The organism is Nocardia sp. NPDC004604, from assembly GCF_040609795.1.
Classification (GTDB): Bacteria; Actinomycetota; Actinomycetes; order Mycobacteriales; family Mycobacteriaceae; genus Nocardia.
The window spans coordinates 68,070-94,322 of the sequence record NZ_JBEXLC010000008.1; the positions used below are offsets into that span (position 1 = coordinate 68,070).

General features: G+C 67.3%; 17 protein-coding genes and 1 pseudogene. 8 read left to right on the top strand and 10 right to left on the bottom strand.

The features are described 5' to 3' along the window. Positions 1–44 precede the first annotated feature (44 nt). Positions 45–311 (bottom strand): hypothetical protein, encoded by a 267-nt coding sequence (locus ABZW16_RS05760; protein ID WP_354952590.1) that lies wholly within the window; start codon positions 309–311, stop codon positions 45–47. Positions 312–377: 66 nt separating this feature from the next. Here ABZW16_RS05760 and ABZW16_RS05765 point away from each other — a divergent pair, with 66 nt between their 5' ends. Continuing rightward, on the top strand, positions 378–503 hold the full coding sequence (locus ABZW16_RS05765) for an Rv1535 domain-containing protein (RefSeq protein WP_354952651.1): 126 nt from the start codon (positions 378–380) through the stop codon (positions 501–503). 53 nt (positions 504–556) lie between these two features. Here the strand turns inward: ABZW16_RS05765 and ABZW16_RS05770 are convergent. From ABZW16_RS05770 to ABZW16_RS05795, 6 genes and pseudogenes are all read right to left on the bottom strand, one after another. After that, positions 557–4,807 (bottom strand): annotated as a pseudogene (locus ABZW16_RS05770) (cation-translocating P-type ATPase); the annotation flags it as partial. Between the two features lie 9 nt (positions 4,808–4,816). Next, positions 4,817–5,266, bottom strand: a complete 450-nt coding sequence (locus ABZW16_RS05775; protein WP_354952592.1) for a hypothetical protein — start codon at positions 5,264–5,266, stop codon at positions 4,817–4,819. Positions 5,267–5,793: 527 nt separating this feature from the next. After that, complete coding sequence (locus tag ABZW16_RS05780; protein ID WP_354952594.1) at positions 5,794–7,065, bottom strand: SGNH/GDSL hydrolase family protein; 1,272 nt, start codon at positions 7,063–7,065, stop codon at positions 5,794–5,796. 946 nt (positions 7,066–8,011) lie between these two features. Beyond that, positions 8,012–8,449: an ester cyclase gene (locus tag ABZW16_RS05785; protein WP_354952596.1), complete on the bottom strand. Its 438-nt coding sequence runs from the start codon at positions 8,447–8,449 to the stop codon at positions 8,012–8,014. A 28-nt stretch (positions 8,450–8,477) separates the two neighbouring features. Next, positions 8,478–9,815 (bottom strand): carotenoid oxygenase family protein, encoded by a 1,338-nt coding sequence (locus tag ABZW16_RS05790; RefSeq protein ID WP_354952598.1) that lies wholly within the window; start codon positions 9,813–9,815, stop codon positions 8,478–8,480. Further along, complete coding sequence (locus ABZW16_RS05795) at positions 9,740–11,077, bottom strand: MFS transporter (protein ID WP_354952600.1); 1,338 nt, start codon at positions 11,075–11,077, stop codon at positions 9,740–9,742. The genes ABZW16_RS05790 and ABZW16_RS05795 overlap by 76 nt, the downstream gene beginning before the upstream one ends. A gap of 111 nt (positions 11,078–11,188) precedes the next feature. On the opposite strand from ABZW16_RS05795, the gene ABZW16_RS05800 reads away from it, so the two are divergent. Then, the gene (locus ABZW16_RS05800) at positions 11,189–13,789 is read left to right on the top strand and encodes an AAA family ATPase (RefSeq protein ID WP_354952602.1); all 2,601 of its coding nucleotides are present in this window, start codon (positions 11,189–11,191) and stop codon (positions 13,787–13,789) included. Positions 13,790–13,912: 123 nt separating this feature from the next. On the opposite strand, the gene ABZW16_RS05805 is transcribed toward ABZW16_RS05800, so the two are convergent. Together ABZW16_RS05805 and ABZW16_RS05810 are read right to left on the bottom strand one after the other, a co-directional pair. After that, complete coding sequence (locus tag ABZW16_RS05805; RefSeq protein ID WP_354952604.1) at positions 13,913–15,403, bottom strand: biotin carboxylase; 1,491 nt, start codon at positions 15,401–15,403, stop codon at positions 13,913–13,915. Between the two features lie 402 nt (positions 15,404–15,805). Further along, positions 15,806–16,360, bottom strand: coding sequence for a CGNR zinc finger domain-containing protein (locus ABZW16_RS05810; protein ID WP_354952606.1), 555 nt, complete (start codon positions 16,358–16,360; stop codon positions 15,806–15,808). A gap of 26 nt (positions 16,361–16,386) precedes the next feature. On the opposite strand from ABZW16_RS05810, the gene ABZW16_RS05815 reads away from it, so the two are divergent. From ABZW16_RS05815 to ABZW16_RS05840, 6 genes are all read left to right on the top strand, one after another. Further along, positions 16,387–17,310 carry an AEC family transporter gene (locus tag ABZW16_RS05815; RefSeq protein WP_354952608.1) on the top strand — a complete coding sequence of 308 codons (924 nt, stop codon included), beginning with the start codon at positions 16,387–16,389 and terminating at the stop codon, positions 17,308–17,310. A gap of 490 nt (positions 17,311–17,800) precedes the next feature. After that, the gene (locus ABZW16_RS05820; RefSeq protein WP_354952610.1) at positions 17,801–19,441 is read left to right on the top strand and encodes a GMC family oxidoreductase; all 1,641 of its coding nucleotides are present in this window, start codon (positions 17,801–17,803) and stop codon (positions 19,439–19,441) included. A gap of 10 nt (positions 19,442–19,451) precedes the next feature. Further along, positions 19,452–19,844, top strand: coding sequence for a hypothetical protein (locus ABZW16_RS05825; RefSeq protein ID WP_354952612.1), 393 nt, complete (start codon positions 19,452–19,454; stop codon positions 19,842–19,844). Between the two features lie 66 nt (positions 19,845–19,910). Further along, a complete protein-coding gene (locus ABZW16_RS05830) occupies positions 19,911–21,344 on the top strand; it encodes a cytosine permease (RefSeq protein ID WP_354952614.1) in 1,434 nt (477 codons plus the stop codon). Positions 21,345–21,568: 224 nt separating this feature from the next. Next, positions 21,569–23,071 carry an aldehyde dehydrogenase family protein gene (locus ABZW16_RS05835; protein ID WP_354952616.1) on the top strand — a complete coding sequence of 501 codons (1,503 nt, stop codon included), beginning with the start codon at positions 21,569–21,571 and terminating at the stop codon, positions 23,069–23,071. A gap of 205 nt (positions 23,072–23,276) precedes the next feature. Further along, positions 23,277–24,815, top strand: coding sequence for a PucR family transcriptional regulator ligand-binding domain-containing protein (locus ABZW16_RS05840; RefSeq protein WP_354952618.1), 1,539 nt, complete (start codon positions 23,277–23,279; stop codon positions 24,813–24,815). A gap of 31 nt (positions 24,816–24,846) precedes the next feature. Here the strand turns inward: ABZW16_RS05840 and lpdA are convergent, their stop codons facing one another. Then, positions 24,847–26,220 carry a dihydrolipoyl dehydrogenase gene (gene lpdA, locus ABZW16_RS05845; protein ID WP_354952621.1) on the bottom strand — a complete coding sequence of 458 codons (1,374 nt, stop codon included), beginning with the start codon at positions 26,218–26,220 and terminating at the stop codon, positions 24,847–24,849. Between the last annotated feature and the right edge of the window lie 33 nt (positions 26,221–26,253).

Here is a 26,253-nt window from a genome sequence, read left to right on the forward strand (position 1 = left end):
CGCTGGTCTGGCGTCGTAGGGCTGGACAGCGGCCCGCCGTTCGGTCAAGCCTCTTCGAGGGCTTCGCCGACCTCGTGGGCGAGGCGATTGTGCTGATTCTCCACCAGCCAATGACCGGTCGCGAGGACCAGCGCAACGGGCCATTCGATGATTTCTGCCACGGCCAGCGCGCCGAGTACACCGTAATATGCCAAATGCTCGGGCGGAGGGATGCGCACCCGACCTACCACCGGCAGGTCAACCGCGAAACCGTGCGCGGCCACCACCCGATCGACGGCGTTTCGGTGGCTCGTAGCCGATTTTTCGGCCATCTGTTGCCTCCCGGTCATGATGTGTTCGAGAGTTCGACGATTGACTTCCGCACCGTGTCTGGCGTGATGACAAATGGTGTAGGAGTCGGCTCGGATCCGTTGGCGGGTGCGCTGACGCAGGTACTGACCGTGCCGTTGCGCGAGTTGTACGCGGTGCTGTGGCGCTTTGGAGTCATCGAGATCGTCGACTGATCATCCCGCTGTTGATCCTGCGCGGCGAACAGACGCGGAGCGACGGCGGCGACGGCGGTCGCGACGGCGGCCGTCGACAACGCCTGCGACCAGCCGATCGGCCCCAGCGGCGTGCTGCCGAGCAGTTGACTCACTCCCGGTGTGCTGATCAGCGCGCCAAGTGCCAACAGTGAGCCGGCCGCGGTGCAGACCACCAGCGGGCTGCGCGAGTCGATGAGCGTCTGCCCCAACTGCGTCGCGACCAACGCCACCAGCGCGACCGTCGACGCTCGCCGCCGCCGGCCCGTCAATCGTGCCAACACCCATGCGGCTGTCGCGGCGGAGGCGGTCGTCGCACCGCGCACCGCCACCGTCCGCCACAATGCGGCTCGGTCGGGGCCCCGACCGGTATGACGCAGTGCGGCACTGGGCGGGCTGATCGCAAGAGCTGCGGCCGGCAGCGCATCGGTGAGGATGTTGACCAGCAGCAATTGGCGGGTATTCAGCGGTGTTCGGCCGGTGAACGCGGTGCCTGCGATTGCGAAAGCAACCTCGCCCGCGTTGCCGCCGAGCAGTACGGCCACTGCCGCCTGCACGCGCCGCCACAATTGCCTGCCTTCGTCGAGGGCGTCCAGCAGCGAGCGGATCCGCCCGTCGAGCAGCATGACGTCCGCCGCAATGCGGGCCGGGTCGCTGCCGTGCGCAGCCACGCCGATGCCGACGGTTGCGGTGCGGATTGCCGCCGCGTCGTTGGCGCCGTCGCCGACCATGGCGCATACGTGACCCAGTCGCTGAATTGTCTCGACGATCTGCACCTTGTTTTCGGGTGACATTCGTGCAAACACCCGCCGGCTCTGCACCGCCCGTTCCTGATCGCGCCGGGGCAACGCCTCCCATTCGGGACCGCTGATCACCTGATCGTCGTCGACAGGCATGCCTACCGCGGCGGCGACCGCAGCGGCCGTGACGGGGTGGTCACCGGTGATCAGACGCACCCCGATACCCCTGTCGGCCAACTCGGCCAGCACTTCGTTCGCGTCCGCGCGCGGTGTGTCCGACAGTCCCAGCAATCCGGCGAACCGCAGTCCGTCGCCGCACAAATCGGCGAAGACGTCGGCATCGTCACGTACCGATCGCGCCTGCGATGCCGAAAGCCCCCGTGTGGCGACGCCAATCACCCGCAGCCCCTCGGCGGCCATCTTGCGCACCTGCCGCTGCACCTCCTCGTCGGCGTCCGCGCACGCGGCGAGCACCACCTCCGGCGCACCCTTGATCGACAACGTCTCGCCGCCAACGGATGCCGAGAACGGGCGACCCGACCGGAACGGCAGATGCACCGCCGACCCGCCGCGCTCGAGGTGCCGCCCGGCCTCGGCGACCGCGCGATCGGTGGCATGTTCGTGCGGCTCGCCGTTGGCGAGCGGCGTGGCCCGGACGGCGTGGATGAGCACATCGTCGTCGGACAATCCGTTCGCGGCGAATACCGTCGTCACCCGCAGCCGGTTCTCGCTGAGCGTTCCCGTCTTGTCGAAGCACACCACGTCGACACGGCCGAGCGCCTCGACCGATCGCGGACTGCGCACCAGCGCGCCCGCGCGGGTCAGCCGCCGCGCCGACGCCTGCTGAGCCAGCGTCGCGACCAGCGGCAGCCCCTCCGGAACGGCGGCCACGCTGACGGCCACACCGCCACGGATGGCCTGCCGCAGACCGGTGTGCCGCAGCAACCCGAGCGCGGTGACCACGCCCCCGCCGGCAAGGCTGAGTGGCCACGCCTTGTTCGTCAGATCCTTGAGCTGGGCCTGCAGGCCGGCTGCCGAACTGTCCGCGGGCGGAGTCGCGGCGGTTCGGCGCGCCTGCGTCTGCTCACCGACGCCGGTCACGATCGCGATCGCGGTGCCCGCGACCACGGTCGTGGTGGCAAAGAGTATGCAGGCCCGCTCGGCGACGGGTGCTGCTGGTGTGGCCTCGACTTGCTTGGCCACCGGCAGCGACTCCCCGGTCAATGACGACTCGTCGACTTCCACATCGGGTGCGTGAGTGAGCCGCGCGTCGGCGGGCACCACTTCACCGGGTCGCACCTCGATGACGTCTCCGGGGCTCAGGTCGGCGGCATGGACCGTCGCGTAGCGATCGGCGCCAACCAGCTTGCGGGCCGGTGGGTCCTGCGTGGCGAGCAGTCGCCGCAGCAGCCGTTCGGCCCGAATCCGCTGGGTCGCCGCCAAGGCCGCGTTACCGGCGAGAACCGACCCGACCAGGATCGCGTCGACGGGTGATCCCAGCACCGCGCTGGCGGCCGATCCCACCGCCAGCACCGGGATCAACGGGTCGGACAGCTCGTCGCGCATCGCGCCGGCGAAATCCCGTACTGCCCGGCGCACCGGATCGATGACCGACTGCGCAGGGCGGGCGGCGGCCGCCAGCCGAGAGCTCTTGTGCGCTCGGGAGGGTTGCGGCGGCAGCATGCGGTGCACCTGCTCGACGGACATGGCATGCCACTCGTGCACGCTCGCGGCAGGCGGCGGTGGCGCCGCGAGCGCTGCGCGGGCGAGCCGGTATCCCGTCCATGTGCCGGCGGCGGCCCCTGCGGTGACCGGACCCGAGCCGCGGCCCCGCACCCCGGGAATCATCAGCAGCGCACCCAAAAGCGAAGCACCGGTCGCGATTTCGACACCGCGTTCACTGGCTCGACGTGCGGCGGGCAGCGCGTGCATGATCCGCCACACGCTGTCCAGGTCGTCGACGAGCACGTCGGCATGCCACGACGGCGGACTGTGCGCGGTGATACCGATCGAGACGTCGGCGTCGGCCAGTGCCTGTGCTGCGGCACTCGACACCATCGCGACCGTGCGGCCCTCCCGCTGCAACCGGTGCACCGTGTGGGCGAGCGCCGCATTGATGGTCCCGTTCATCGGATCGAGGTCGTCGAAGGACGAGCGCAGGTCGCCGAGCGTGTCGACGTCGACCGACACCAGCGCGGCGCCGCTGCGACGCACTTCGCCGAGTACCGCCGACGCCAATGGATGATGGGCGTAGCGCACCAGCACCGTGCTGCGCCTGCCATTGCCGGACACCGACCGTGTCACCGGCTGCAACCCGGGTTGTAGTGCGCCGCAGGCCAATTGGTCCTGCGCCCACTGCCACACCACCACCCTTTCGTGCTCGGGCACATCGCGGATGCGCACAACCCGCAGTTCGTCGCAGCACAATGCCCGAGGGTCGAGCACCACGGCATCGATCCGGTCGAGGCGCCGGAACGCCTGGGGCCGCAAGGGCAGCACGCCGTGCTGGTCGGCCAGGCCGCGGCCGAATGTCGCGGCGAACGACTCGCGGCTGGTGCGGGCCGCTTTGGGCGCGGCGACCATGACGGCGGTGGCAGCGGTGGCGAGGTCGGCGGTGAGAATACCGGTCGCCGGTGCCGCGGCCGCCTGCGCCAGTCCGCTGCGGTTTCCGTGGCGCTCAACGGGCCCCGGTGGCAGCGGCTCTGGTCGATCATCGGACCGGACGCCGTCGACACACGTTGCGTGCGGCGCCAGCCCGGGTTCGCGGCGGTGCCAGATGGTGGCCGCGGCGCGCGTCTCGGCGGCCTTCGCGAGGTGGATGAACATGTCGACGCCCAGTGACGCCGGTTCTTGGGTGACGGTGTTCGCGGCGGCCATGGCAAGCGCGATCGCGATATCAGCGGCGTTGGTGCCGAGGCACTGTTCGACGGCGCGACGCAGCCGAGGCTGGTAATCGACGAGCGCGACAACCGCGTTGAGCCCCGTCGGTAGCCGCCCCAAACCGACCACCCGCCCGGCCAGCGCGACGCTCAGCCCGACGGCATTCACCGCCGCCGAGACCAAGTTGCCAGCCAGCACGATGCCGTCAGCGGGCAGGTCGATCGGTGTGTGAGCGAATCCGGGGTGCCGATCTTCGGCAGCGGCCACTACGTCACACAGCTCGTCAACGGACGCCGTGTCGGCTACCTCTGCGATAACGCGCGACAGCGGGTAGTTGAGCGTCGCAGAGATCACCCCAGGATGCGCGCGCAGGGCGGCGAGTACCGCCGGGCCCGCATCGTGGTCCGGCTCGCGCTCGGAGAGGCCCCGCACTTCGATCCAGCATCGTTCCTCGCCGCGCCAACGGCGCCGGGCCTGCTGACCGCCGAGCAATTCCGACGTGACAGCGGTAATTGCCTCGACCACCCGGCCCGCGGGCATCGTGCGCACCGGCAAGGTCACGAGGTCCACGCCCACCGCGGTGACGACCGCAGCGGACCGCACACCCGTATTGAGGGCGCGTAGGGGCAGTGACCCGGAGGTCCGTATCAATCGGCTCAGGTCCATCGGCGACGGCTAACGCGTACTCGGCGCGCGTCGCGGCCGGGCCACCGCCTTCTGCGCGGGGGTACCACCCTTGTGGGCTGGGGTACCACCTTTGTCGCCTCGGCGGGGCGCTCGGTCCTGTTGCGAGTGCGGCTCGCGGTGTGCGGGACGACCGCCGCCATCGGGCGACGAGCGCCTGCTCGACCGCTGACCGATCTGCCGGAGCACCAGTGCGGCGCCTCCGACGGTCAGCAGCACAGGCCAGTCCACCAAACCCGTGGCGCCGATCGCCGCCACGGTCAGCGCGGCCGCCGGTGCTGAGTGGCTACCGCTGCTCAGCCCGTTCTTCACACCGGCCGCGGCACCCTGCACACCGCCGATCACGCCATTGACGGCGGCGCCGCTCACGGCCCCGGCCGCAGCTGTCGTCGCGTCGGCCGTCCAGGTAATCATGTCCACCACGCCATCGGAAATGTTCATCGTCACTCCATCGCGTTCGCCGTCGGACACCACCGGGCAAACCGGAGTTTACCCGGAATCGGGTCATGCGACCGGATCGTCGAACAAGTACGCGTCAGCTTGGCCGACCTTCCTCTCCAACGCCGATAAGCAGGGATTTGCAACACGCAATCCAGATATGTTGCTACATGATCACGACGCTGAACTACTGCCGAACGGAGTAGTTGTGATCCACCGCTCAACGACGCGGGATCCGATCGGACAATTCTCGGCAATCTTCCAGGAACGGTCAGGGAACGGCGCATCCAGCCGTTTGGCAACCTCGGTAGGAACTTTCACGTAGAACTCCTCGACGGAGCGGTGGGAGCGTATACGAACAGACCTGTCCCTCTTCAGAATTGATCGACTTCGACGACTTGGCCCGGTATCCGCAGCGACAGGGGAACAGGCCTTTCTATCGGCGCCCACGACCATCACCATGGCCTTGACGCACGTCGCCTCGGCCGCGCTGGACGATGCCCGCGACGGATACGGGCGCACGGGGGTCATCACAACCTGTCGATATCGACTGCCGCGGCCATGGCGTGGTACCCCGCGTCGTTCGGGTGTAGGTGGTCGCCGCTGTCGTAGATCGGAGCGATCTTCTCCGTGTCGACCGAATCGGCAATCGCCGTGGCGAAATCCGTGACTCCGTCGAACGCACCGGAATTGCGGATCCAATCGTTGATTGCGTGGCGCTTTGCGGCCGACCGGGTGGAGTAGTGGTCCGAGTCACCGAATGGCAGCATCGTCGCGCCGACGACCTTGATGCCGCGTTCATGAGCATTCTTGATCAGCGCACGGTATCCGGCGATGACTTGATCGGCGGAGACGTCCGCGCTGGGTTTGTACGTTGGCTGATCGGTCTCACTGAACCCGATGTCGTTGACACCTTCGAGGATGATCACGCTGCGCACTCCTGGTTTGTCGAGGGCATCGCGCTCGAACCGTGCAGCGGCACGGTCTCCGTACCAGGCGGAATCGTTGACCACCAGGTTCCCGCCGATGCCCTCGTTCAGCACGGCGCGCTGCTTGCCCGCGAGCGCCAGTCGGTCGGCGAGTGCGTCCGTATAGCGGCGGTTGGCACCTGCGGTCGAGGCGAAACCATCGGTGATCGAATCGCCGAGCGCTACGACGGTGTCTCGCCGGACCGGACCATCCGACACCTCGACATCGGTCAGGTAGTACCAGGATTTCGTGTGCTCGCCGAAAGCTGTCGCGCCCGTATCGGTCACGTGATCTCCGGCCGAGCGGTATGTGTCGGTCCACGCCTGTGAGTGGAAAGTGGCAGGCCCGGTGGTGCCTGCGAAATAGAGTGTCACCGTTACCGACTCGAGCGGCGCTACTCGCAATTCCGCTGCGTCACTTGCTACTTCTGCACCGGCAGGAATAACGACATGCTCGGATGAGTCGAACGTCAACGGCCGCAGCGAATCCGGCCGGGTCGCCGCACCGTTGGCGGCAAGGGCGATCGTCGCGCCGGTTACTTCGAGTGGGCTCGCACCGAACCGGTTGGATAAGCGGATCCTCGCATTGCCGCCACCGTTGGTGACTCGCACGACCTGGCGGATGGTCTGTCCAGAGAATCCCTCTTCGGACCAGTTCGGGCCGAATCCGGCCGATGGCCGCTGCATCGCCGCCGACCAGGCCGCTGACCATGACTGCTCCATACCGTTCGATATCGAGCCGCTGTGGTCGGCGCCGCATGCCGACAGAGTCGCCGCCGCCACAGCCGCGACGGCTGCCAGCACCCCAGCAGCGCTCAGTGATTTCTGCACCATCTCGATCCCTCAACTTCGTGATTGGTCGCAATCCGAGAACCTCGCCAGGTTAACGGGTCGCAAGTTCCATTAAGATGCCCGACGGTATCAGAAGTGCACAACTAATGGAACCTGAATCCCATTTATGCGCGGTGTGCTGTTCGGCGACCGGCGGCCGGACGCACTGTCCTGAGCCGTATCGCAGCACCGCCTGACAGCGAGGTCGATCGTGGCCGAATCGCAACCCGACGCGGCACCGTGATCCCCTGGATCCCGCAGGGAGCAAACGGTCGGCGCAGAAGCTGAGCGCCCCAATACTTCTGGAGCATCTGCACTGTGCTGATGTCTGCGAAGCACGGCATCGCTATGCCCGGAGGCGCCATCAGCCGTGTCGAGGGCCCGGGTCTGCGGTGTGGGCCGGGTGCCAGGCCCTCCGATTCTCCTCGAGACCCGGCCACGCGGTGCCGGGCCTTACCCGCGTCGACTGCGCCCTGACGGATCCACCTGCGCAGGGTCTCCGCAGTCATGCACAGCCGGGCCGAAGCAGTTGCCCTTGCCTGACATCGATTGGGTTGCGGCCTGACCGAGTAGTCGCCGCCAGGAAGCATATTGGTGCTGAAATCCCTGGTCGGAGTGCACGAGTGGTGTGGGCCGGTCGCTCGGACAACGAACTTTCCGCACACATAAGAATGCTCCCCGGAGATTGGAACTGATTTTCTCAGTCCAACTTCCGGGGAGCAGTTCAGCAGCGGTACCACCGCTCAACTCACTTCGACACAGGCCTAGCCGAGGCGCACAGATCCGTCGCCGAGACGGTCGCCGCGTTCGAGACCACCCTCGGGTCCAAGCGCGACGCGACACCCTCGAACGACCACTTCCCGTGCCGAATCCGCGACGGCGTGCATGACACCCGAGGAGGACGAGGAACCGGATCGTTGCTACCAGCGAAGGAGCTGGCTGGAGTAGTTCAGGTAGAGACGCCGAGCTGGGCCAGCAGCACGTGGATATCGGAGTTGATCCAGTACTCCGCGAACTTGCCGTCCTCGACGCGCAGCACGTCGGTGCCCGCGAAACGGATCGCGGCACCTACCGTTGCCGTCGCGCCGGGGAACCCGCCGCCGTAGGTTCCGGTGGCGATCCACCGGACCGCGCAGCGGTCACCGTCCACGATCGGACCCACCTCCACCTGAAACACCAACTCGGAGAAGGCGGCTCGAGTCTGCGCGATCCACGCGACCAATCCCTGCGGGCCTCGCACCGCACTGCCGTCACCACCGTCGAGCAGCGCGGCGTGCACGGTGAAGTTGGGGGCGATGATGTCGTCGGCGGGGCTGTAGTCGCCGTTCCAGATGGCGAGCCAGCTGGAGAACAGCTGCCCGAGAGTGCTGCCGGTCGTTGATTCCATGACGAAAATCCTTGGTCGAGCGGTGGTTTCAGCTCTGGGCCGGGATCCAGTGCCCGTGGATGCCGGCCGGCACTCGCTGCGGGAGATCGACGGTGGCAATCGGCTCGGACAGATCCGAGGCGTCGAGGATGAGCAACTGGGACGCGTCGGCCTCCATATCGCTGACGACGGTGAGCAGATAGCCGTCGTCCTCGCGGGTCGCCCCGGCGGCGGGCGCGAAGACGGCCTCGCCGGGCATGCGTGCCGGTCCGTGCGCGAACAGCTGTCGCTCGCCGGTCCGGGTGTCGAATTTGACCGTGTGATAGCCGGTCAGTCCGGCTCCCGGGAAAGCGACCGCGTAGCTGTAGCGATTCGGCGCTCCGGTCAGATCGTCGTTGATAGCGGGGAATTCGACGACCAGATCGTCCAGCGCCTCCTCGGTCGCGGTGCCGGTGGCGGGGTCGAGAATCCAGCGATGGAGCGTGGTGCCGACGCCGGGGGTGTCGGGGTAGCCCGGGGCGGCGATCCACCACTTCCAGGAGGTTTCCCAGGCCGAGCGGTCGAAGCGCGGGCATTCGAGCACAACGCGCCCACGGTCGTCGACATAGGAGTTGGCGACGTGCAGGATGGCCGCCCGGCTGTCGATGTCGAACCAGCTGATCTCTCCCGAGCCGTGCCTGGGCAGCACGCCGATCCGGAACGGCGCGTCGTCGTGCCAGCGGTAGGGGATTCCGGAGTGCTCGGCGGGATCGAAGACGACCGGGGAATGCAGGAATACGGCATGCTCACGGGTGATCGCGAAATCGTGCATGAGCGAGGGCCCCGCGCCGTCGATCGTGGTGGCCCGGATGATCTCGCCGGACGCGTCCGCGATGTAGTAGATCAGATAGGGCGGGAACGGGCTGTAGGAGAAGAAGTGCAGCTCTCCCGTGACCGGATCCACCTTGGGATGCGCGGTCATCGAACTGGTCAGCTTTCCGCCGAAGTCGTAAACGCCGACCGTGTCCATTTCGCCGGTGACTTCCCAGGGCAGGTTGGCCTCCTGCAGCGCCAGATAGCGTCCGCCGTGGAAGATGATGTTGGTCGCGGCGGCACTGACCTCGAGTTCGGTGCCCGTGAACGGAACTCCGTCCAGATAGGGCGTCTTCACCCAGCGATTGCGATACCACTGCGCGCGCCCGCCGGACAGCCGGATACCGTGCAGCATCCCCGCACCGCGGAACCAATGGGTCGGTGTCACACCCGGTTTGGGATTGTGACCATTGCGGAAGTAACGGCCGTCCAGGTCGTCGGGCAGTGTTCCGTGGACGGTCAGCTCGAATGCGGTGAGCTCGTCGGGGGTCGGTGCGTAGTGCCCGGTGACATAGGGCCTGGGTGGTTGTGCCATATCGATATCGCCTTTCCGGTGACGGTGATGAGGGTGAGCACAGTGATGGCGGCACAGGTCAGGAAGACCGCGCCGAAGGTGGGCAGGACGGTCAGGAAGGACAGGCCGGCGGCGCCGCCGAGCTGGCGGCTCGCATTCACCAGGCCGCCCGCCAGCCCACTGTCGGCGGCCGGAACTCCGGCGGAGGCCGACGCGGTGATCCGGACGAAGGCCACGCCCATTCCGGCCCCGATCAGCAGGGTGGGACCGAGCAGATCGATGAGAAAGCTTGCGGCGGACGGCGTCCGGGCCAGCCAGGCCAGACCGGTTGCGAGCATGAGCAGGCCGACCGGCAGCGTGGCGCGGCCCGGAAGCCGGCCCGCCACCCAGGAGGAGACGGTGATCATCAGCGCCAGCGGAAGTTGGGTCAGCCCGGCGCGTAACGGCGTGTAGCCGAGGGTGTGCTGCTGATACAGCGGCAGGTAGTAGAACAATCCCAGCCAGACGGCGCCGAGCAGCGCCATCGCGACGTTGGGCCACGCGACCGGCGCCATCCGCGGCGGCAGCAGCGGGTCGGCCACGCGCCGCTGCCGAAAGGCGAAGGCCACCAGCAGGAACAGTCCCGCGGCCAGCGCCGTCCAGTGGCCCGACAGCCCGTAGGTGAGGGTGACGAGCCCGACGGTGGCGGTGAGCACACTCGGAACATCCGGTCGCCCACCGACCGCGGGCCTCGGCTCGACCAACCGCCACGTCGTCAACAGAACGGCCAACGCGACGGGAACGACCAGGAAGAAGACCGACCGCCAGCCGAAGCGATCGGTGAGCAGTCCGCCCAGCAATACACCCGCGGCGCCGCCCGCACCGGATACCGCACCCCAAACCCCCAACGCCACGCCGCTGTCCCGGGAATCGCGGTACAACGTGAGTACCAGGGCCAGCGCCGTCGGCGCCATGAGCGCCGCGCCGAGCCCCTGCACCGATCGGGCCGCGATCAGGGCGGCAATGTCGGGCGCGATCGCCGCGGCCGCTGCGGAAGCCGCGAAAATGCCCGCACCGACGAGGAATACGCGGCGCAGACCGTAGGCGTCGCCGAATCGCCCGCCCGGCAGCAATAGCGCTCCGAACGCCAGCACATAGGCGTTGACCACCCACGACAGGCCGGTCGCCGATGTGCCGAGACCGCTCCGGATCTGCGGCAGGGAGACGTTCACGATGGAGGTGCTGAGCACCACGAGGAACTGCGCGGTAGCCAGTACCGCCAGCGGCAGCCATCGTGTTCTCATGCCCGTCAGCCTGGTGGGCGCCGCGGTTCGCTCGCGTCGGTGATTCCTACCTACTCCGTCTACCTACTCCGTCGTGCCGCCGACCGATTTGTCCGGCATGATGCACGGTGTATGGATTCGTTGATCGGGCGCCGGGATGAGACGGCGCGGCTGCGTGCATTTCTGGACCAGGCGAGGCGGTCGCGGGGCGGTGCCCTGCTGGTGCACGGCGAGCCGGGCATCGGCAAGAGCGCCTTGCTGGCCGACCTCGGTGCAGCGGCCGCCGATTTCGTGATCATGCGGGCCTGCGGCGCCGAATTCGAGACGGAACTGCCGTATTCGGCGCTGCATCAGCTGTGCGCGGCGGCCCTGGCGCATCTGGACCGGCTGCCGCCCGCGCAGGCCAGGGCGTTACGCATCGCGTTCGGTATGGACGTCGGAACTCCCGACCCATTCCTGGTCGGTGCGGCGACGCTCGGGCTGCTGCTCGAATACGACGGGCCGGTGCTGTGTCTCGTCGATGACGCGCAGTGGCTGGACCGCGCCTCGGCCCATGCACTGGCCTTCGTGGCCCGGCGCGTGGATGCCGAACGGGTGGCGATGGTCTTCGCCGCGCGCGACGATGCGGGTGATCTGAATCTGTTGCCGCGGTTGGCGATACCGCGGCTCAGCGATATCGCGGCCCGTGCCCTGCTGGCTCGCGCGCTGCGCGGTCCGCTGGACGATCGGGTGCGCGACCGCATTCTGGCCGAGGCGCGTGGCAACCCGCTGGCCCTGTTGGAACTGCCCGGAACCACCGAATTGGCCGGTCTCACTGGAGATTTCGATCTGCCCGCCCCGGCGGCCGCGGAACGGAGCTATCGCGCCCGTCTGGAGGTGCTGCCCGACCGGGTCCGGCTGCTGCTGACCGTCGCCGCCGCCGAGCCCGTCGGCGATCCGTGCCTGCTGTGGCGGGCGGCGGAGCTGCTCGGCATCGAGACGACCGCCGACGACGAGGTGCCACTGGTCGAATTCGGCACCCGGATCCGCTTCGTACATCCCCTGGCCCGCTCCGCGGTCTACCGGGCCGCGACCGATCGCGAGCGGCGGCGGGCGCACGGTGCACTCGCGCGGGTGAGCGATCCGGTCGCCGATCCGGACCGCGTGGCCTGGCATCGTGCCCAGGCCAGTGTCGGCCCCGACGAAGACGTGGCCGCCGCCCTGGCCCGTTCGGCAGCGCGCGCGCAGGCTCGCGGCGGGGTGGCGGCCGCGGCGGCCTTCCTGGAACGTTCGGCCGCACTGACATTCGATCCGGCACTGCGGGCCGAACGGGTGCTGGCGGCGGTCGAGGCCAAACTGTCCGCGGGGGATTTCGAGGCCGCCGATGAGCTGCTGTCGACCCTCGCTCCCGACGATCCCCGCATCGACCTGCTGCGCGGCCGAATCTCCTTCGCGCGCTACCGAGGTGACGACCGTCCCACCGTCCGCCTGCTCCGCGCCGCAGCGAAATTGGCTGCGCACGAACCGGATCGTGCCCGCGCCTGCTACGTGGACGCGATCGAGACGGCCGTGCTGACCGGCGGCCTCGACAGCGTGATCGCGGCCGCGGCGGCCACGCCGCGCGCCCCGGCACGGCCCGGCAGTGTCGATCTCGTCCTCGACGGCATGGCGGCCTTGACCACCGAGGGGCACGCGGCCGCCGCAAAGCTGCTGCGTCCGCTCGTCTCGAACCACCGCGACGAGGTCTGGGGTCGTTGGCCCACACTCGGCTTTCTGCTCGCCCTCGAACTGTGGGATCCCGACGCGATACGTGCTATCGCCTCGCGGACCGCCGTGTCCGGCCGCAGTTCGGGTTCGCTGCACATGCTGCGGATCGGGCTGGCCATGCTCGCCACTGTCGCCGTGCACGCCGGCGATCTCGGCCCGGCCCAGGAGCTGATCTCCGAGGAGGAGGCGATCGCGGAGGCCACCTCCGCCGCTCCACTGGTCTACCCGCGCGTCCAGCTGGCCGGGCTGCGCGGCCGCCGCGCCGAGGCCGAAGTGCTGTTCGCCTCGGTGGGACCGCATCTGACCCTCAGCGTGCAGCACGCTACCGCCGTCCTGCACAACGGCCTCGCCGACTATCCCACAGCGCTGCGGGCCGCCGAACAGGCCGTCACGACGGGCGATCTCGGCCTAGCCGGCCAGTCGCTGCCCGAACTGGTGGAGGCGGCGGTGCGCTGTGGCGAGGCGGCGGTGGCCCGGTCCGCGCTCGCGGCACTGACCGAACGCACTGGCGAGCAGTCGTGGGGACAAGGCGTCGAAGCCTGGGCGCGAGCCATGGTGTACGAGGACGAGGACGCCCACCAGGAAGCCGTCGCGGTGCTGGACTCATGCCCGATGCGGATCTGGTCCGGTCGCGCCCACCTGGTCTACGGCGAGTGGTTGCGCCGCAAGGGACGCCGCCGCGACGCCCGGACCGAATTGCGCCATGCCCACGAGTTGCTGTCCGACTTCGGCGCGGAGGCCTTCGCCGCCCGGGCCGCGGGTGAGCTCCGCGCCACCGGCGAACACGCCCGCCGCCGCACCGCGCAGGCATCCGACGCGCTCACGATGCAGGAAGTACACATCGCGCGCCTGGCCGCAGACGGCGCCACGTCCAAGGAGATCGCGGCCACCCTGTTCCTCAGCCCACGCACCGTGGAAGCCCACCTCCGCAACATCTTCCGCAAACTCGGCATCACCTCACGCCGGCAACTGCGCGACATCCGTTGATCGGTCCCCTTGTGCCCAAGCGCCGCAGTGCGCGGCGCGCGGCGACGGTGATCGTCACTGGCATCAGGAACGCCTGGATCAGGCGCTCGCGTTCGATGCCGGGTTTGTCGAGCAGCTCGCTGCTCACGCTCGTGCAACGAGCCGCGAGACGATCGGCGTGGCCGCCGCACCCGACGCCAGGGGTGTCGAGGCGAACTGCGCCTTGATGCCTTCGATCCAGCGCTGGGCGTGCTCAGTGAGCTGGTAGTCGTTGGTCTGCAGGTGCCCGCGGGTGACGAGCACGCCGAGTTGGGCGCCCTTGCAGCGTAAGTCGCCCGGCGCCGCGACACGCATGTAGAAGGCCTCGGACTCGTCGACCAGCGAGTCCCAGTCGTTGCCCCAGCGCGCGAAGGAGATGCGCCCGTCGTCGTCGAGGTGCCACACACCTGTGCGTGGGGCCGCGGTCAAGAGCTCGAGATCCGGCGAGGTCTCCGTGATCATCAGCTGACCCCAGACCTCATCTTCGCCATAGCCCCGCTCCCAGCGCGCGTTGATCTCCTCGACGTCGAGCTCGTAGTCCACGTCCATGTACTCGAGCAGGTGGAAAAGGAACAGCGGCATGTCGGCGTAGGCCTCGGTGGTCAAGTTCGTCATCGTGCTTACCCCGCTCACGCGCGGGTTCACCTCGCCGAGGTAGAACTCGTCCGAGTCCAGGTCGTGCAAGAGATCCACCTCGAAGTAGCCGCAGTACCCCTCGCGGCGCAGGACATCGCCCAGCTTTCGCACCATCTCTCGCACGGCGTGCGTCTGTTCGGGCGGCAGCACCCCGCGCCAGATGTCATTGCCGCACCAGCCGCCCTTGTACGGAGTCAGCTCTGGGTAACCGACGAGACTCGTCATCGCGGTGCCGACCACGGTGCCGTGCCGGGTCACGGTGCCCTCGAGGCACACCTCGACATTGCGGATGCGCTTCATGACTTTGACTTCCTGCTCGACCAGGTCAGCGGCGTAATGATCCCAGTCGCGCTGACCGCGCAGAAAGAACGTCTCCGTGCCGGCGTCGCCATAAGCGGCCTCGACGACGAGGTCATCTCCCAGCCCAGCGCTCTTCGCGAGCGTCAGCAGTTCATCGTAGGAGCCGACCCGTCCGATCACGTTGGGCACGCTCGGCACGCCCGCCTCCTCGGCCAAGCGCGTCATGACGATCTTGGAGCCCAGCCGATGGCGCAGCGCCGCCGACGGGTGCATGACCTCGAGCCCCGCCTTGTGCGCGAGGGCCTGAGTCTCCTCGTCGAGCATCACAAAGCAGGCCTTGCCACCGGGCCCTCGGTGCGCGATGAACTCGAGTGTCTCGGGATCGCACAGGAGGTGGTTGCACACGTCCTCCATGCCCCCGAAATCCCTGCGGTCGCGCCGCCGGGGCATGAACACGCGCGGATGTGCGCCCTCGAAAGAGTCGAAGTACGTCAGGTAGAAGAAGTTCCGTACCCAGCGGTCGATGCCTAATAGGTTGAACGGGGTCGGCGAGATGAAGTACAGCGGTACGGCGTTGGTGTGAAAGAACGCGCGTACGTCCGAGATGCCGTTCAGCAGGCGGCGCGGCTCGGGCTCAGGCCCACCGGCGTACACGGTCACGTCAGCCGCGGTGACATCGACGCCTGGGCCTGGCGCAGGGACCGCGGCAGGGGCGCTGCGGTCAGCGCGACGGTGGTGGTCTCACATACCTCCACACCACAAGTCTGCACCTGCCCATAGCCGTGTGGAAGTGCGGAGTGCCCCAGTACTTCGAGCACAGGAAATCTGATGTGTTGCATCAGATTCGACGACTGGGCAAATGATGTGTTCGCATGGGTCGCGGGCATCTACGGCGCCGCCCCCATCGACGATGGGCGCGCCGCCGCCGCCGTTTCGCTGTTGCTGCAGCGAAGGCGATCGCCCCGCTCGACGTCTCGAGCTGTGGGCGATGGTCCAGGCAGTGCGTCTGGTCAATACCGGAGCAGTGGCCTGGGAATGTCAGTGTTGTACCGTCTTAGAGCATTATTCAGCGGGAGCCGGGTGCCTCGTACGGTGGCGGGCTCGACGGCGGTGCCGGTCCACGGCGTCGGCATTGCTGCAACGGGTCGAGCAGTAGGCGCGGCGACCGTTGCGGCTCGTGTCGACGAACACGCGTAGGCATCCCGATCGCCCGCAGGCGCCGAGCCGATTGCCCTCGGCCTCGACCGTGAAGATGGCAAGGCTCCCCGAGGTAACCGACATGATCCGGCCGACCACATCGTCCTCGTCCGGGGTGAAGTGCAGGTGCGGACGCAATCCGTTGTGCGTGGTCAGGTAGACGCCCGCGGCGCCGTCGACGAGCAGTCCGTTGATCGCGTGGCAGCGCGTCTCGGCGTCGGGTGCCGCGAAGACGGCTCGCAGCCGGACCGCCCAGCGGCGCAGCGCGGTGACCGCGGCGGGCGACAGCTCCGGCCGCCGGATGTCGTGGTGCCGGAGCACCGCCTCCAGGGCATCGAGCGACCAGTCCGTCCTCGCGCGCAGGTTGACGATGTCGGCGGCCAGGTAGACCCCCGTCATATTGTCATGGTTGAACTGCATAGAGCCATTACATCAGGGTGGACGGTGTGTATCTAGTGACCACCGCGATCGTTCCCGTCGTCCTCGTTCTCGTACTCGGCGCGGTCCTGCGCCGCTGGGCAGTGACCGATCCCGGGTTCTGGCGTGGCCTGGAGTGGATGAGCTACTGGGTCTTCACCCCGGCGCTGTTCGTCGGCTCTATCGCGCGCACCGACCTGACGTCGGTCTCGCTCGGCCTGCTGGCTCTCGGGCTCGCTGTCCCGATCCTCGGCACCGGACTGCTGGTGATCGCGCTGCGACGGGTACTGCGGGCCGACGGTCCGCAACTGACGTCGCTGGTGCAGGGCAGCATCCGCATCAACACCTACATCGGGCTGGTGTTCGCCTCGACGCTGCACGGCGCGGACGGGGTGGCGACGTTCGCGATCGCTGCTGCGGTGGTGGTTCCGCTGGTGAACATCATCTCGGTGACCACGCTGTCGATCTACGGCAACGAGGAGTCACCGGCGCACCGGGGCGGGCCCTGGCGGGAACTGGCCGCCAACCCGCTCATCCTGAGTTGCGTCGGTGGCCTGGCGCTCAACCTGCTGGGTATCGGTCTCCCGGTGGCGGCGGCCGCGCCGGTCGACATGCTCGCCGCTCCGGCACTGCTGTGCGGGACGCTGGCCGCGGGCGCGGCGATCACCCTGCAATTCCGGCTACGCGACGCGCTCGACATCGGGATGGCCTCGATGCTGAAACTGGTGGCGTTGCCGCTGGCCGCTGGCGCGATCGCGCACACGGTGGGTGTCACCGGCGCCGCTCTGGCGAGTGTCGTCATCATCTGCGCCCTGCCGACCGCGCCCTCCGCCTACATTCTCGCCACCCGGATGGGCGGCGACTCACGGCTCATGGCCTCCATCACCGGTGTGCAAACCATCCTCGCCACCGCAACCCTGCCCGCCGTGCTCACTGTCGTCGGAGTACTCTGAGCCGCGACGCCCCCCTGCCTTCACCGTCGGCGACCGCGTGGGGCGACTGCGGCCACCAGCAGAGATTGTCAGTGCAGCAGCGATCCACCGCGACCCCATGCGTTCGCGGCTCGCACCCTGGTGTTCATGGATCGCCACTGACCAACCCCGGGTGGTCTTCGCTGCCGAACAGCGGAATTGTGAGCGTGTCTTCGAGAGCGGGAAGGTCCGCCGGCGGCGTTTCGGGGGCCGATCCGCGGCCCCACACCTGGCCCGCCGGTTGGGTCGAGGGGCGAAGGGGCACCACGGTGGCCCGTGCTACGAAGCCGCGTTAATTGCGCATTTCGTCTCGTTGTGCGTATGCACAAGACAGGTTCGCCGGTTTGTTGCGGATCGACGCTAGCCGGCGAAGTGTGACCCACGCATCATTGCTCGTGACACCCCGATCCGGGGAAGGACCCATGGGCGCGACCGGCTTCGGCTGGGCCTGAGCTGACCAGGAGCACAGCCGATGAACACACAGCACATCGACTACGACACCGCCGAAGGAGTCGACGTCCTCATCGTGGGCGCCGGAGCAGCTGGCGGGGTGGCAGCACTCGAGTTGGCCAGCAAAGGCCTGAAGGTCGTGTGTCTGGAGCAGGGAGACTGGAACCTGCCCGACGACTTCACCGGCGACAAACCGTCCTGGGAGCTCACCCGCCTGAAGCAGTGGAACTCCAGCCCGAATGTGCGCCAGAACCCGGCCGACTATCCGGTCGACGCCACCGAGAGCCCGGTCGAACCGCTGATGTTCAACGGCGTCGGCGGCAGCACGATCATGTTCTCCGGGCACTGGGTTCGCGCCATGCCGTCGGACTTCCGGGTCAAGACACTCGACGGCGTGGCCGAGGACTGGCCGTTCACCTATGCGGATCTGCGACCGTTCTACGACGAGGTCACCCACCATATCGGCGCGTCCGGGCTGGAAGGCGACCCCGCCTATCCGGATCCGCACACCTTTCCGCTGCCGCCGCTGCCGATCGGCAAATACGGTGTAGTCGCGGCCAAAGGGATGGACAAGCTGGGCTGGCACTGGTGGCCGGCACCGAATGCCATCGCGTCACGCAACTTCAAGAACCGCCCGGCCTGTCTGCGCTACGGCGCGTGTGAATCCGGATGCCCGACCGGAGCCAAGGCCAGCACCGACCTCACACACTGGCGTGACGCGATCGCGCTGGGTGCGGTGCTGATCACCGGTGCCCGGGTCAGCCAGCTCACCGTGAACGACCACGGCCTTGTCACCGGCGCCGAGTACATCGACCGCGACGGGAACCTGCAACACCAGGCGGCCCGGGTGACCGTGATGGCCGCGAACGGTGTAGGCACACCGCGCCTGCTGCTGAACTCGACCTCGTCGCTCTTCCCCAACGGCCTCGCCAACTCCTCCGGGCTGGTGGGCAAGCGTCTGATGACGCACCCGTACGCCTCGGTATACGGCGCCTACGACGAAGAGCTCGAAACCTGGCTCGGCCCGGCAGGACAGGCGCTGCAGTCGATGCAGTTCTACGAGACCGACACCGACCGCGGTTTCGTGCGGGGAGCGAAGTGGAACCTGATGCCGACCGGTGGCCCGCTCGCCCACACCCTGTGGGAGCGGGGGCAGGACTGGCGTGGGGGTTTCGGACCCGCCTTCCACAGCCGCCTCGAGCGCACGTTCGGGCGCTACACCGAATGGGGGATCACCACCGAAGACCTGCCCGACGAGCACAACGCGGTCGTTCTCGACCCAGACGCCACAGACTCCGACGGGATCCCGGCCGCGAAAATCCGCTACACCATCGGTGAGAACTGTGAGCGAATGCTCAAATTCAACGTGGAGCGGGCGATCGAGGCGCATCAGGCCGCCGGGGCTGTCGAAGTCCACCCGATCCCAGTGGTACGCCACAGCGCCTGGCATCTGCTCGGGACCGCCACCATGGGCACCGACCCCGCCACCTCGGTCGTCGATCAGTGGGGTCGGGCACACGACGTACCCAACTTGTTCATCATCGACGGCAGCGTCTTCGTCACCTCCACGGGTGTGAACCCGACCGCGACCATCATGGCGATTGCCCTGCGCTCGATGCGGCACCTCGCCGACACCCGCCACAGCATCCAGACCGCGTTCTAAGGACAAGATGATGCTCGACTCCGACCAGCGCCGCACCTTCGCGCTTCTCGCCGACACACTGATTCCCGCGTCCGGCTCCATGCCCTCGGCGAGCGCCGCCGGAGTACCCGACGCGTTGCTCGACCAGGTTCTCGGCTACCGGCCTGATATCGCAGAAGCATTCGCCGCCGCCGTTGCCTCGTGCACCGGCAAAGACCCCGAAGCCGCTCTCGATGAGCTCGCGGCGCACAGGCCCGACCAGTTCGAGGCGCTGACGGTGCTGACGGCGGGCGCGTACTTCCTCAGTCCCGCCGTGAAGGCCGCCATGCCCTATGCCGCGGCACCGCGTCCGGCCCGCGAGGACATGGATTCCTACGTCGATCTTCTCGCCGACGTTGTCGAGCGCGGCTTTGTCATCCGCTGATCAAGCCCGTCGCGGCCGAAACCACAATCTCCAAACCTGCCCCGGGTCCAGCGAAAGGGAACAGCAGTGAGTGAAAATCACAGCGGGCGTGAAGAATCCGTCTCCACGATCGAATCGGCCACCATCCAACCGATCCCGCACGACCAGCGCCATGGGCGCAACCGGGACATGTTCACGATCTGGTTCGGAACCAACATCATGATCCTGGCGGTCGTCACCGGGGCGTTGTCGACGACCCTCTTCGGGCAGCCCGCCTGGTCGGCCGCCCTGGCGGTCATTGCAGGAAACCTCTTCGGTGCGATATTCATGGCGCTGCACTCTGCTCAGGGGCCGCGGCTGGGTGTTCCACAGATGGTGCAGACCAAGGGCCAATTCGGTTCGCTGGGATCGATTCTCATCGTCGCAGTCGTCGTCTTCATGTACCTCGGGTTCTTCATCTCGATACTTGTCTTCGGCGGGGAGTCCCTTGCGTCAGCCTTACCCTTCCTGAACGGTAAGGCCGGCATCGTGGTGCTCGCGGTGATCAGCGTCTGCGCGACCATCTGGGGTTACACCCTGATCCACGCCTACGCGCGCATCATGACGTGGGCGTCGGGGCTGGTTCTACTGATGGCGTTCGTCTGGGCGTTCATTGTCCACCCCGTGCCCACTGACTTCTTCAGCACGGGCACCGCGACGCTGGCCGGCTTCCTGAGTACCTTCGGGGCGTGTGCGGTGTGGCAGATCGCCTATGCCCCATATGTTTCCGACTATTCGCGCTACCTGCCGGCAAAGACGGGCTCGCGGCCGGCATTCTGGATGAGCTACTGGGGCACCAGCATCGGCTCGATTCTGCCGATGTTCCTCGGGGCAGGCGTCGGATTGCTGCTCCCCGACACCGACCCGGTTATCGCCCTGACCCAGGCCACCGCAGGGATCAGCGTCGTGGTGGTTGTGGTCTTCAGCATCGGAGTCGCCGCCACGAACGCGATGAACCTGTACTGCGGCACGCTGAGCACGATCACGATTGTGCAGACGATCTTGCCGCGCTTCAATCCACGCGGCCGCGAACGTGCTTTGATCGCCACCGGAATATGCGGGCTGGCCGTGAGCGTCGCGCTCACCGCGGGCAGCGACTTCGTCGCCACCTACAACAACTTCCTGGTTCTGCTGCTGGGTTCGCTGGTCCCGTGGACCGCCGTGAATCTGGTGGACTACTACCTGGTCCGGCATGGGGACTACGTCGTCGAGGACTTTTACAAGCGCGACGGCGGTCGCTACGGCCGGGTCAACTGGCCTGCGATCGGCTGCTACCTCATCGGTGTCGCTGTACAACTCCCGTTCATGATCATCGGAACCGACTTCATCGGACCGATCGCCAAAATGCTCGGCAACACAGATATCTCGTTCATCGTCGGATTGGCTGTCGTCTCACCGCTTTACTACTTCACAGCCACGGCTTTTGCTCGCCGCAGCAATCGTTCCGCCGCACCTGTCGCCTCGGCGGTGGAGCAGTGGTAGGGAACCCACGACACGGCTTCACCCGCAGTGCTCGTCGGCCTGGTCGTCGTCGGTCTCCTGTATTACGTGGCCGCGCGCGTGTTCCGGAAGACCACCTGCCCTCACCAGTTTTGCTTCCGGAACCAAACATGGAACCGGCGTGAACCACCCCACCGCTGCGTGACCGAAACGAAGAACATACCTACAGGCGCCGGACCGGGCGCAGAAAGTACAGGCGAATGATAATGGCATCAACTGAAATTGGGCAATTCACCGTTCGGCGTCCCGCTCCGGATCAGATCCCGCTCGCTGACGTGCCGCCCGCGGGCCACTTCATCGGCGGATCGTTTGTCCCGAGCTCGTCCACCGAGGTCATCGACGTCCTCGATCCGACCACGGAAAATGTCCTCGGATCCGTCCCGGCAGGAACCGCCCAGGATGTCGATTCGGCCGTGGCGGCGGCCGTCGAGGCGCAGAGATCGTGGGGCTGCACCACACCGAAGGAACGATCCGAGGTGCTCTCTCGGATCGCGGACATCGTAGAAGCCAACCGCGAAGTACTCGCAGTGCTCGAGTCCACTAATACCGGCAAGCCCCGCAGCGTCGCCGAGGACGATATCTCCAACACCATCGACACCTTCCGGTTCATGGCGGGGGCGGGGCGGACGATGACTTCCCTGGCTGGTGGAGACTACGCGCGGGGACATACCTCGGTCATTCTCCGCGAACCGGTTGGAGTGGTCGGGGTGATCACACCCTGGAACTATCCGCTGCTGATGGCCGCATGGAAGATCGCCCCCATTCTGGCCGCCGGAAACAGCGTGGTGCTCAAGCCATCCGAACAGACCCCGCTGTCGATACTGAAGCTGGTCGAGCTCGTCGCCGGACACATCCCCGACGGGATCGTCAATATCGTGACCGGCCGAGGCCGGACAGTGGGACAGCGCCTGGCCGAACACCCCGACATCGCACTTGTCGCGGTGACGGGAAGTGTTCTCAGCGGCCAGGCAGTCGCAGAAACTGCCTCACGTTCCGTCAAACGCGTCCACCTCGAACTCGGTGGCAAAGCACCCGTCGTCGTCTTCGCCGACGCCGATCTCGGTGCGGCCGCGGCCGGAGTGCGTAACGCCGGATTCTGGAATGCGGGTCAGGACTGCGGTGCAGCCTGCCGGGTGCTGGTGCACGAATCGGTCGCGGACGAGTTCACCGAACTCCTGGTTCGGGAAGTCGGCAGGCTGGTAGTCGGCGCGCCGGCCGCCGGGGACGACGTCGAAATCGGTCCGATGGTTTCCCGCCCACACTTCGAGCGCGTACGGGACTCGCTGGCCGAGGCGAGGGCGGCCGGCCTGCACGCGGCCATCGGCGGCGCGGCCCTGGACGGCCCCGGCTACTTCATCGAACCGACCGTGTTCAGCGGGGTGCCGGCCGGGGCGCCGATTACCCAGCAGGAAATCTTCGGCCCCGTTGTCACGGTCGAATCGTTCAGCACCACCGACGAGGCGGTTGCCAGGGCCAACGAGACACCGTACGGACTCGCGGCGTCGGTATGGACCCGGGACGCGGGCCTCTCCCTCGACGTGCCCAAGCGGCTCGACTTCGGCACCGTCTGGGTCAACTCGCACCTCGTGTTCGCATGCGAGGTGCCGTGGGGTGGGTTCAAGGGATCGGGCTACGGGCGCGACCTCTCGCTCTACGCGCTCGACGACTTCTCCCGGACCAAACACGTCATGATCAACCACGGCGCATGAGCCCTGGATACGAGCATCGGAGCCCGAGGTGATACCAACGAGACGGCGCTGAGACTCCAGTCCACAGCAAGGTGGAGCGGTGTCCCCGGCACTGCCGGAACACCGCTCCACCCGTGCCTGGGCGCGAGTAGCAAAGACGCAAAAACGACGATCTGTTCTATTCGATCGCACAAACGGCTTGGTCACCGGCGCTTAAGATGTGATCGTGGCAATCACTATCGGCGAGCTCGCGGAGATCCCGCACCTCCAACTCGATGTGCACTCCGGAGCGGCAGGTCTCGGACGTGAGGTCACGTGGACACATGTCACCGATCTCCCCGAACCCTGGCGCTGGGTGACCGGCGGCGAGTTCCTGATGACCAACGGTATGTCGTTTCCGAAATCAGCGAAAGCGCAGGCCGACCTGGTGCGACAGCTCGCCGCGAAAGGAGTGGCCGGCCTCGGCATCGGCGAGAACATGTACTGCCCGCCGCTTACCAAGGCGGTTTCGACCATCAGTGACGAACTGGGGTTTCCGGTGTTGTGGATCCGGTATCCGCTGCCCTTCGTCGCCATCTCGCGGGCCGTCGCGGAGGCCACCCTCCTCGACCAGTCGCAGCGGCTGAGTCGCACGGTCCGGATGTATGACCTGATCCGCCGCCGCACCGCTCACGGCGCCGACCCAGCAGCCCTATTGTCTGCGCTGGCACGCGAGCTGGGATGTGAGATCCAGGTATGCGAACGCGCGACCGGCGAGCCGTGGTTCCCGGACTCGCCGCCGCTGGATCCGACGGTCAGCGACGCCATCGCGGCATTGTCGGACTCGTCGAAGAACGTGGCCGGAGGAGCATACGGCCTTCCGTCCATCGGTGACCGTGCGGCCATGCTCACCGACATCCCTCGGCACCCGGGGGCCGCATTGGTCGCGCTCAGCGATCCGAAGGTCAGCGTCGACCCGATCCAACTCCAGCACGCGGCCACCGTCGTAGCGATCGAACTCTCCCAAACACGGCTCATGCTCGAACACGAGCGGCGGTACAAGTCGGGATTACTCACCCAGATGCTCGAAGGGCGGATGGACATTCCCGCGGTCGCCGATCAGCTCGCCGAACTCGGCCTGGATCCGGCGTCCGCGGTGCTGGTCGCCGCCCACAGCGACGACACGAATCGCATGCTGGACCTGCACAATTCGTTGTGGCGGCGGTCACTGCCCTATCTGTGCCGGCTCCGCATGGACACGGCCCATGTTCTGGTACCCGATGGCCCCGACACCGACGCCGTGCTTATCCGAGCGCTCGGCCCGACCGCCCGGATCGGAGTAAGCGGGAAAATCGGTTCGCTCAGCAGGTTTCAGGATGCGGCCCGGGAGGCTTCCTGGGCGTTGTCGATCGCGGAACGCCGGGGAATCGTCGTGTCTCGGTACGGCAGCGCCGTACCCTGGATCGGCCTGTCCGACGTGGCCGACGCACAGACCCTGCTCGATCGCATCCTGCGGCCGGTCCTGGACTACGACGAGAAGCACCAGTCGCAACTCGTCGAAACCCTCGACATGTTTCTGCAGAACCAGCGGTCGTGGCAACGGACCGCACAAGCCATGCACATCCACCGGCAGACGGTGATGTACCGAATCCGGAAGGTGGAGGCGCTCACCGACCGCGACGTGGCGGACACGAACTCGCTGACAGAGCTATGGCTGGCCGTGCGGGCAGCCGAGTTGCTCTCAATTCCAAGGACCGAGACAAGTCCGAGTAGACATCTGAAATAGGACTCCGGCGGGTCCCCTCACCGGGGTAGGGCTACCCGTGTACGTGCAGGGGCTTGCCGGAGACGGCCAGCAACGCCTCGCCCAGCGCCTCGCCCTGCGTGGGATGGGCATGCACGAATTTCGCGGCCTCGCCCGCATTCGCCTTCAGGTTGTAGAGCATCTGTGCCTCGCCGATCAGCTCGCCGACCCGATCGCCGACCATGTGCACGCCGATCACCGAATCATCCGGCGCTACCACGAGTTTGACTGCTCCCGATGTCTTGAGAATCTGGCTCTTGCCGTTGCCCGCGAGGTCGTAGGTCACGGTCTTGATCTCCTCGCCGAACGCCTCCCGTGCCGCGGCCTCGGTCAGGCCGACCGACGCCACCTCGGGGTGTGAGTACGTCACGCGGGGGATGCCGGTCTCGTCGATCGGGTCGGGGCTCAGGCCCGCGATCTCCTCGGCGACGAAGATGCCCTGCTGGAATCCGCGGTGGGCCAACTGGAGTCCGGGCACGATGTCGCCGACCGCGTACACGTTCGGCAGCGCAGTGCGCAGTCGCTCGTCGGTGGTGACGAAGCCGCGGTCGAGGACGATGCCCGCTTCCTCGTAGCCCGTCGCCGCGGTGTTCGGACCTCGACCCACCGCGACCAGCACGACGTCGGCATCGAGGACGTCGCCGGACCCGAGGGTGACGCGCACGCCGGCGTCGTCCTGCGCCACCTCGGTCACCCGGGCGCCCGTCTTGGCGGTGATCTTGCGCCGCCGGAACGCCCGTTCGAGGTACTTCGAGAGGGTCTCGTCCTCGTTCGGGACCAGCCGCGGCAGCGCCTCGACGATCGTCACCGAGGCGCCGAAGGATGCCCAGACACTGGCGAACTCGACGCCGATGACGCCGCCGCCGAGGATTACGGCCTTGGCGGGGACCTCGGGCAGGGTCAAGGCCTGGTCGCTGGTGATCACTCGGCCGCCGATGCTGATCCCGGGCAGCGACTTGGGGTACGACCCGGTCGCGAGGATCACGTCGGTGCCGGTGATCAACTCGCCGTCGACCTCGACGCCGTTCGGTGCAACGAACCGGCCGCGGCCGTTGACCACGCGGATGCCGTACGAATCGATCAGGCCCTGCAGGCCCTTGTGTAACCGGGTGACGATCGTGTCCTTGTAGCTGAGCACCTTCTCGACGTCGATGCCGCCGAACGACGCATCGACGCCGAATTGCGAAGCCGTGCGGGCGTTGTCGGCCACCTCGGCGGCATGCAGTAGCGCCTTGGTGGGAATGCACCCGCGGTGCAGGCAGGTGCCACCGAGCTCGTTCTCCTCGACGAGGATGACCGAGCGGCCGAGTTCGGCCGAGCGGATGGCGGCGGCGTACCCGCCGGAACCGCCGCCGAGAACGACCACGTCTGCAGATCGTGAGGTCATGTGAATACTCCTGGTGTGGAATGTGAAAGCTGT

Bases quoted from the DNA above. Each gene is read 5' to 3' on its own strand.
- ABZW16_RS05760 (WP_354952590.1), bottom strand. From the start codon at position 311: ATGGCCGAAAAATCGGCTACGAGCCACCGAAACGCCGTCGATCGGGTG.
- ABZW16_RS05765 (WP_354952651.1), top strand. From the start codon at position 378: ATGACAAATGGTGTAGGAGTCGGCTCGGATCCGTTGGCGGGTGCGCTG.
- ABZW16_RS05775 (WP_354952592.1), bottom strand. From the start codon at position 5,266: ATGAACATTTCCGATGGCGTGGTGGACATGATTACCTGGACGGCCGAC.
- ABZW16_RS05780 (WP_354952594.1), bottom strand. From the start codon at position 7,065: ATGGTGCAGAAATCACTGAGCGCTGCTGGGGTGCTGGCAGCCGTCGCG.
- ABZW16_RS05785 (WP_354952596.1), bottom strand. From the start codon at position 8,449: ATGGAATCAACGACCGGCAGCACTCTCGGGCAGCTGTTCTCCAGCTGG.
- ABZW16_RS05790 (WP_354952598.1), bottom strand. From the start codon at position 9,815: ATGGCACAACCACCCAGGCCCTATGTCACCGGGCACTACGCACCGACC.
- ABZW16_RS05795 (WP_354952600.1), bottom strand. From the start codon at position 11,077: ATGAGAACACGATGGCTGCCGCTGGCGGTACTGGCTACCGCGCAGTTC.
- ABZW16_RS05800 (WP_354952602.1), top strand. From the start codon at position 11,189: ATGGATTCGTTGATCGGGCGCCGGGATGAGACGGCGCGGCTGCGTGCA.
- ABZW16_RS05810 (WP_354952606.1), bottom strand. From the start codon at position 16,360: ATGCAGTTCAACCATGACAATATGACGGGGGTCTACCTGGCCGCCGAC.
- ABZW16_RS05820 (WP_354952610.1), top strand. From the start codon at position 17,801: ATGAACACACAGCACATCGACTACGACACCGCCGAAGGAGTCGACGTC.
- ABZW16_RS05825 (WP_354952612.1), top strand. From the start codon at position 19,452: ATGCTCGACTCCGACCAGCGCCGCACCTTCGCGCTTCTCGCCGACACA.
- ABZW16_RS05835 (WP_354952616.1), top strand. From the start codon at position 21,569: ATGGCATCAACTGAAATTGGGCAATTCACCGTTCGGCGTCCCGCTCCG.
- lpdA (WP_354952621.1), bottom strand. From the start codon at position 26,220: ATGACCTCACGATCTGCAGACGTGGTCGTTCTCGGCGGCGGTTCCGGC.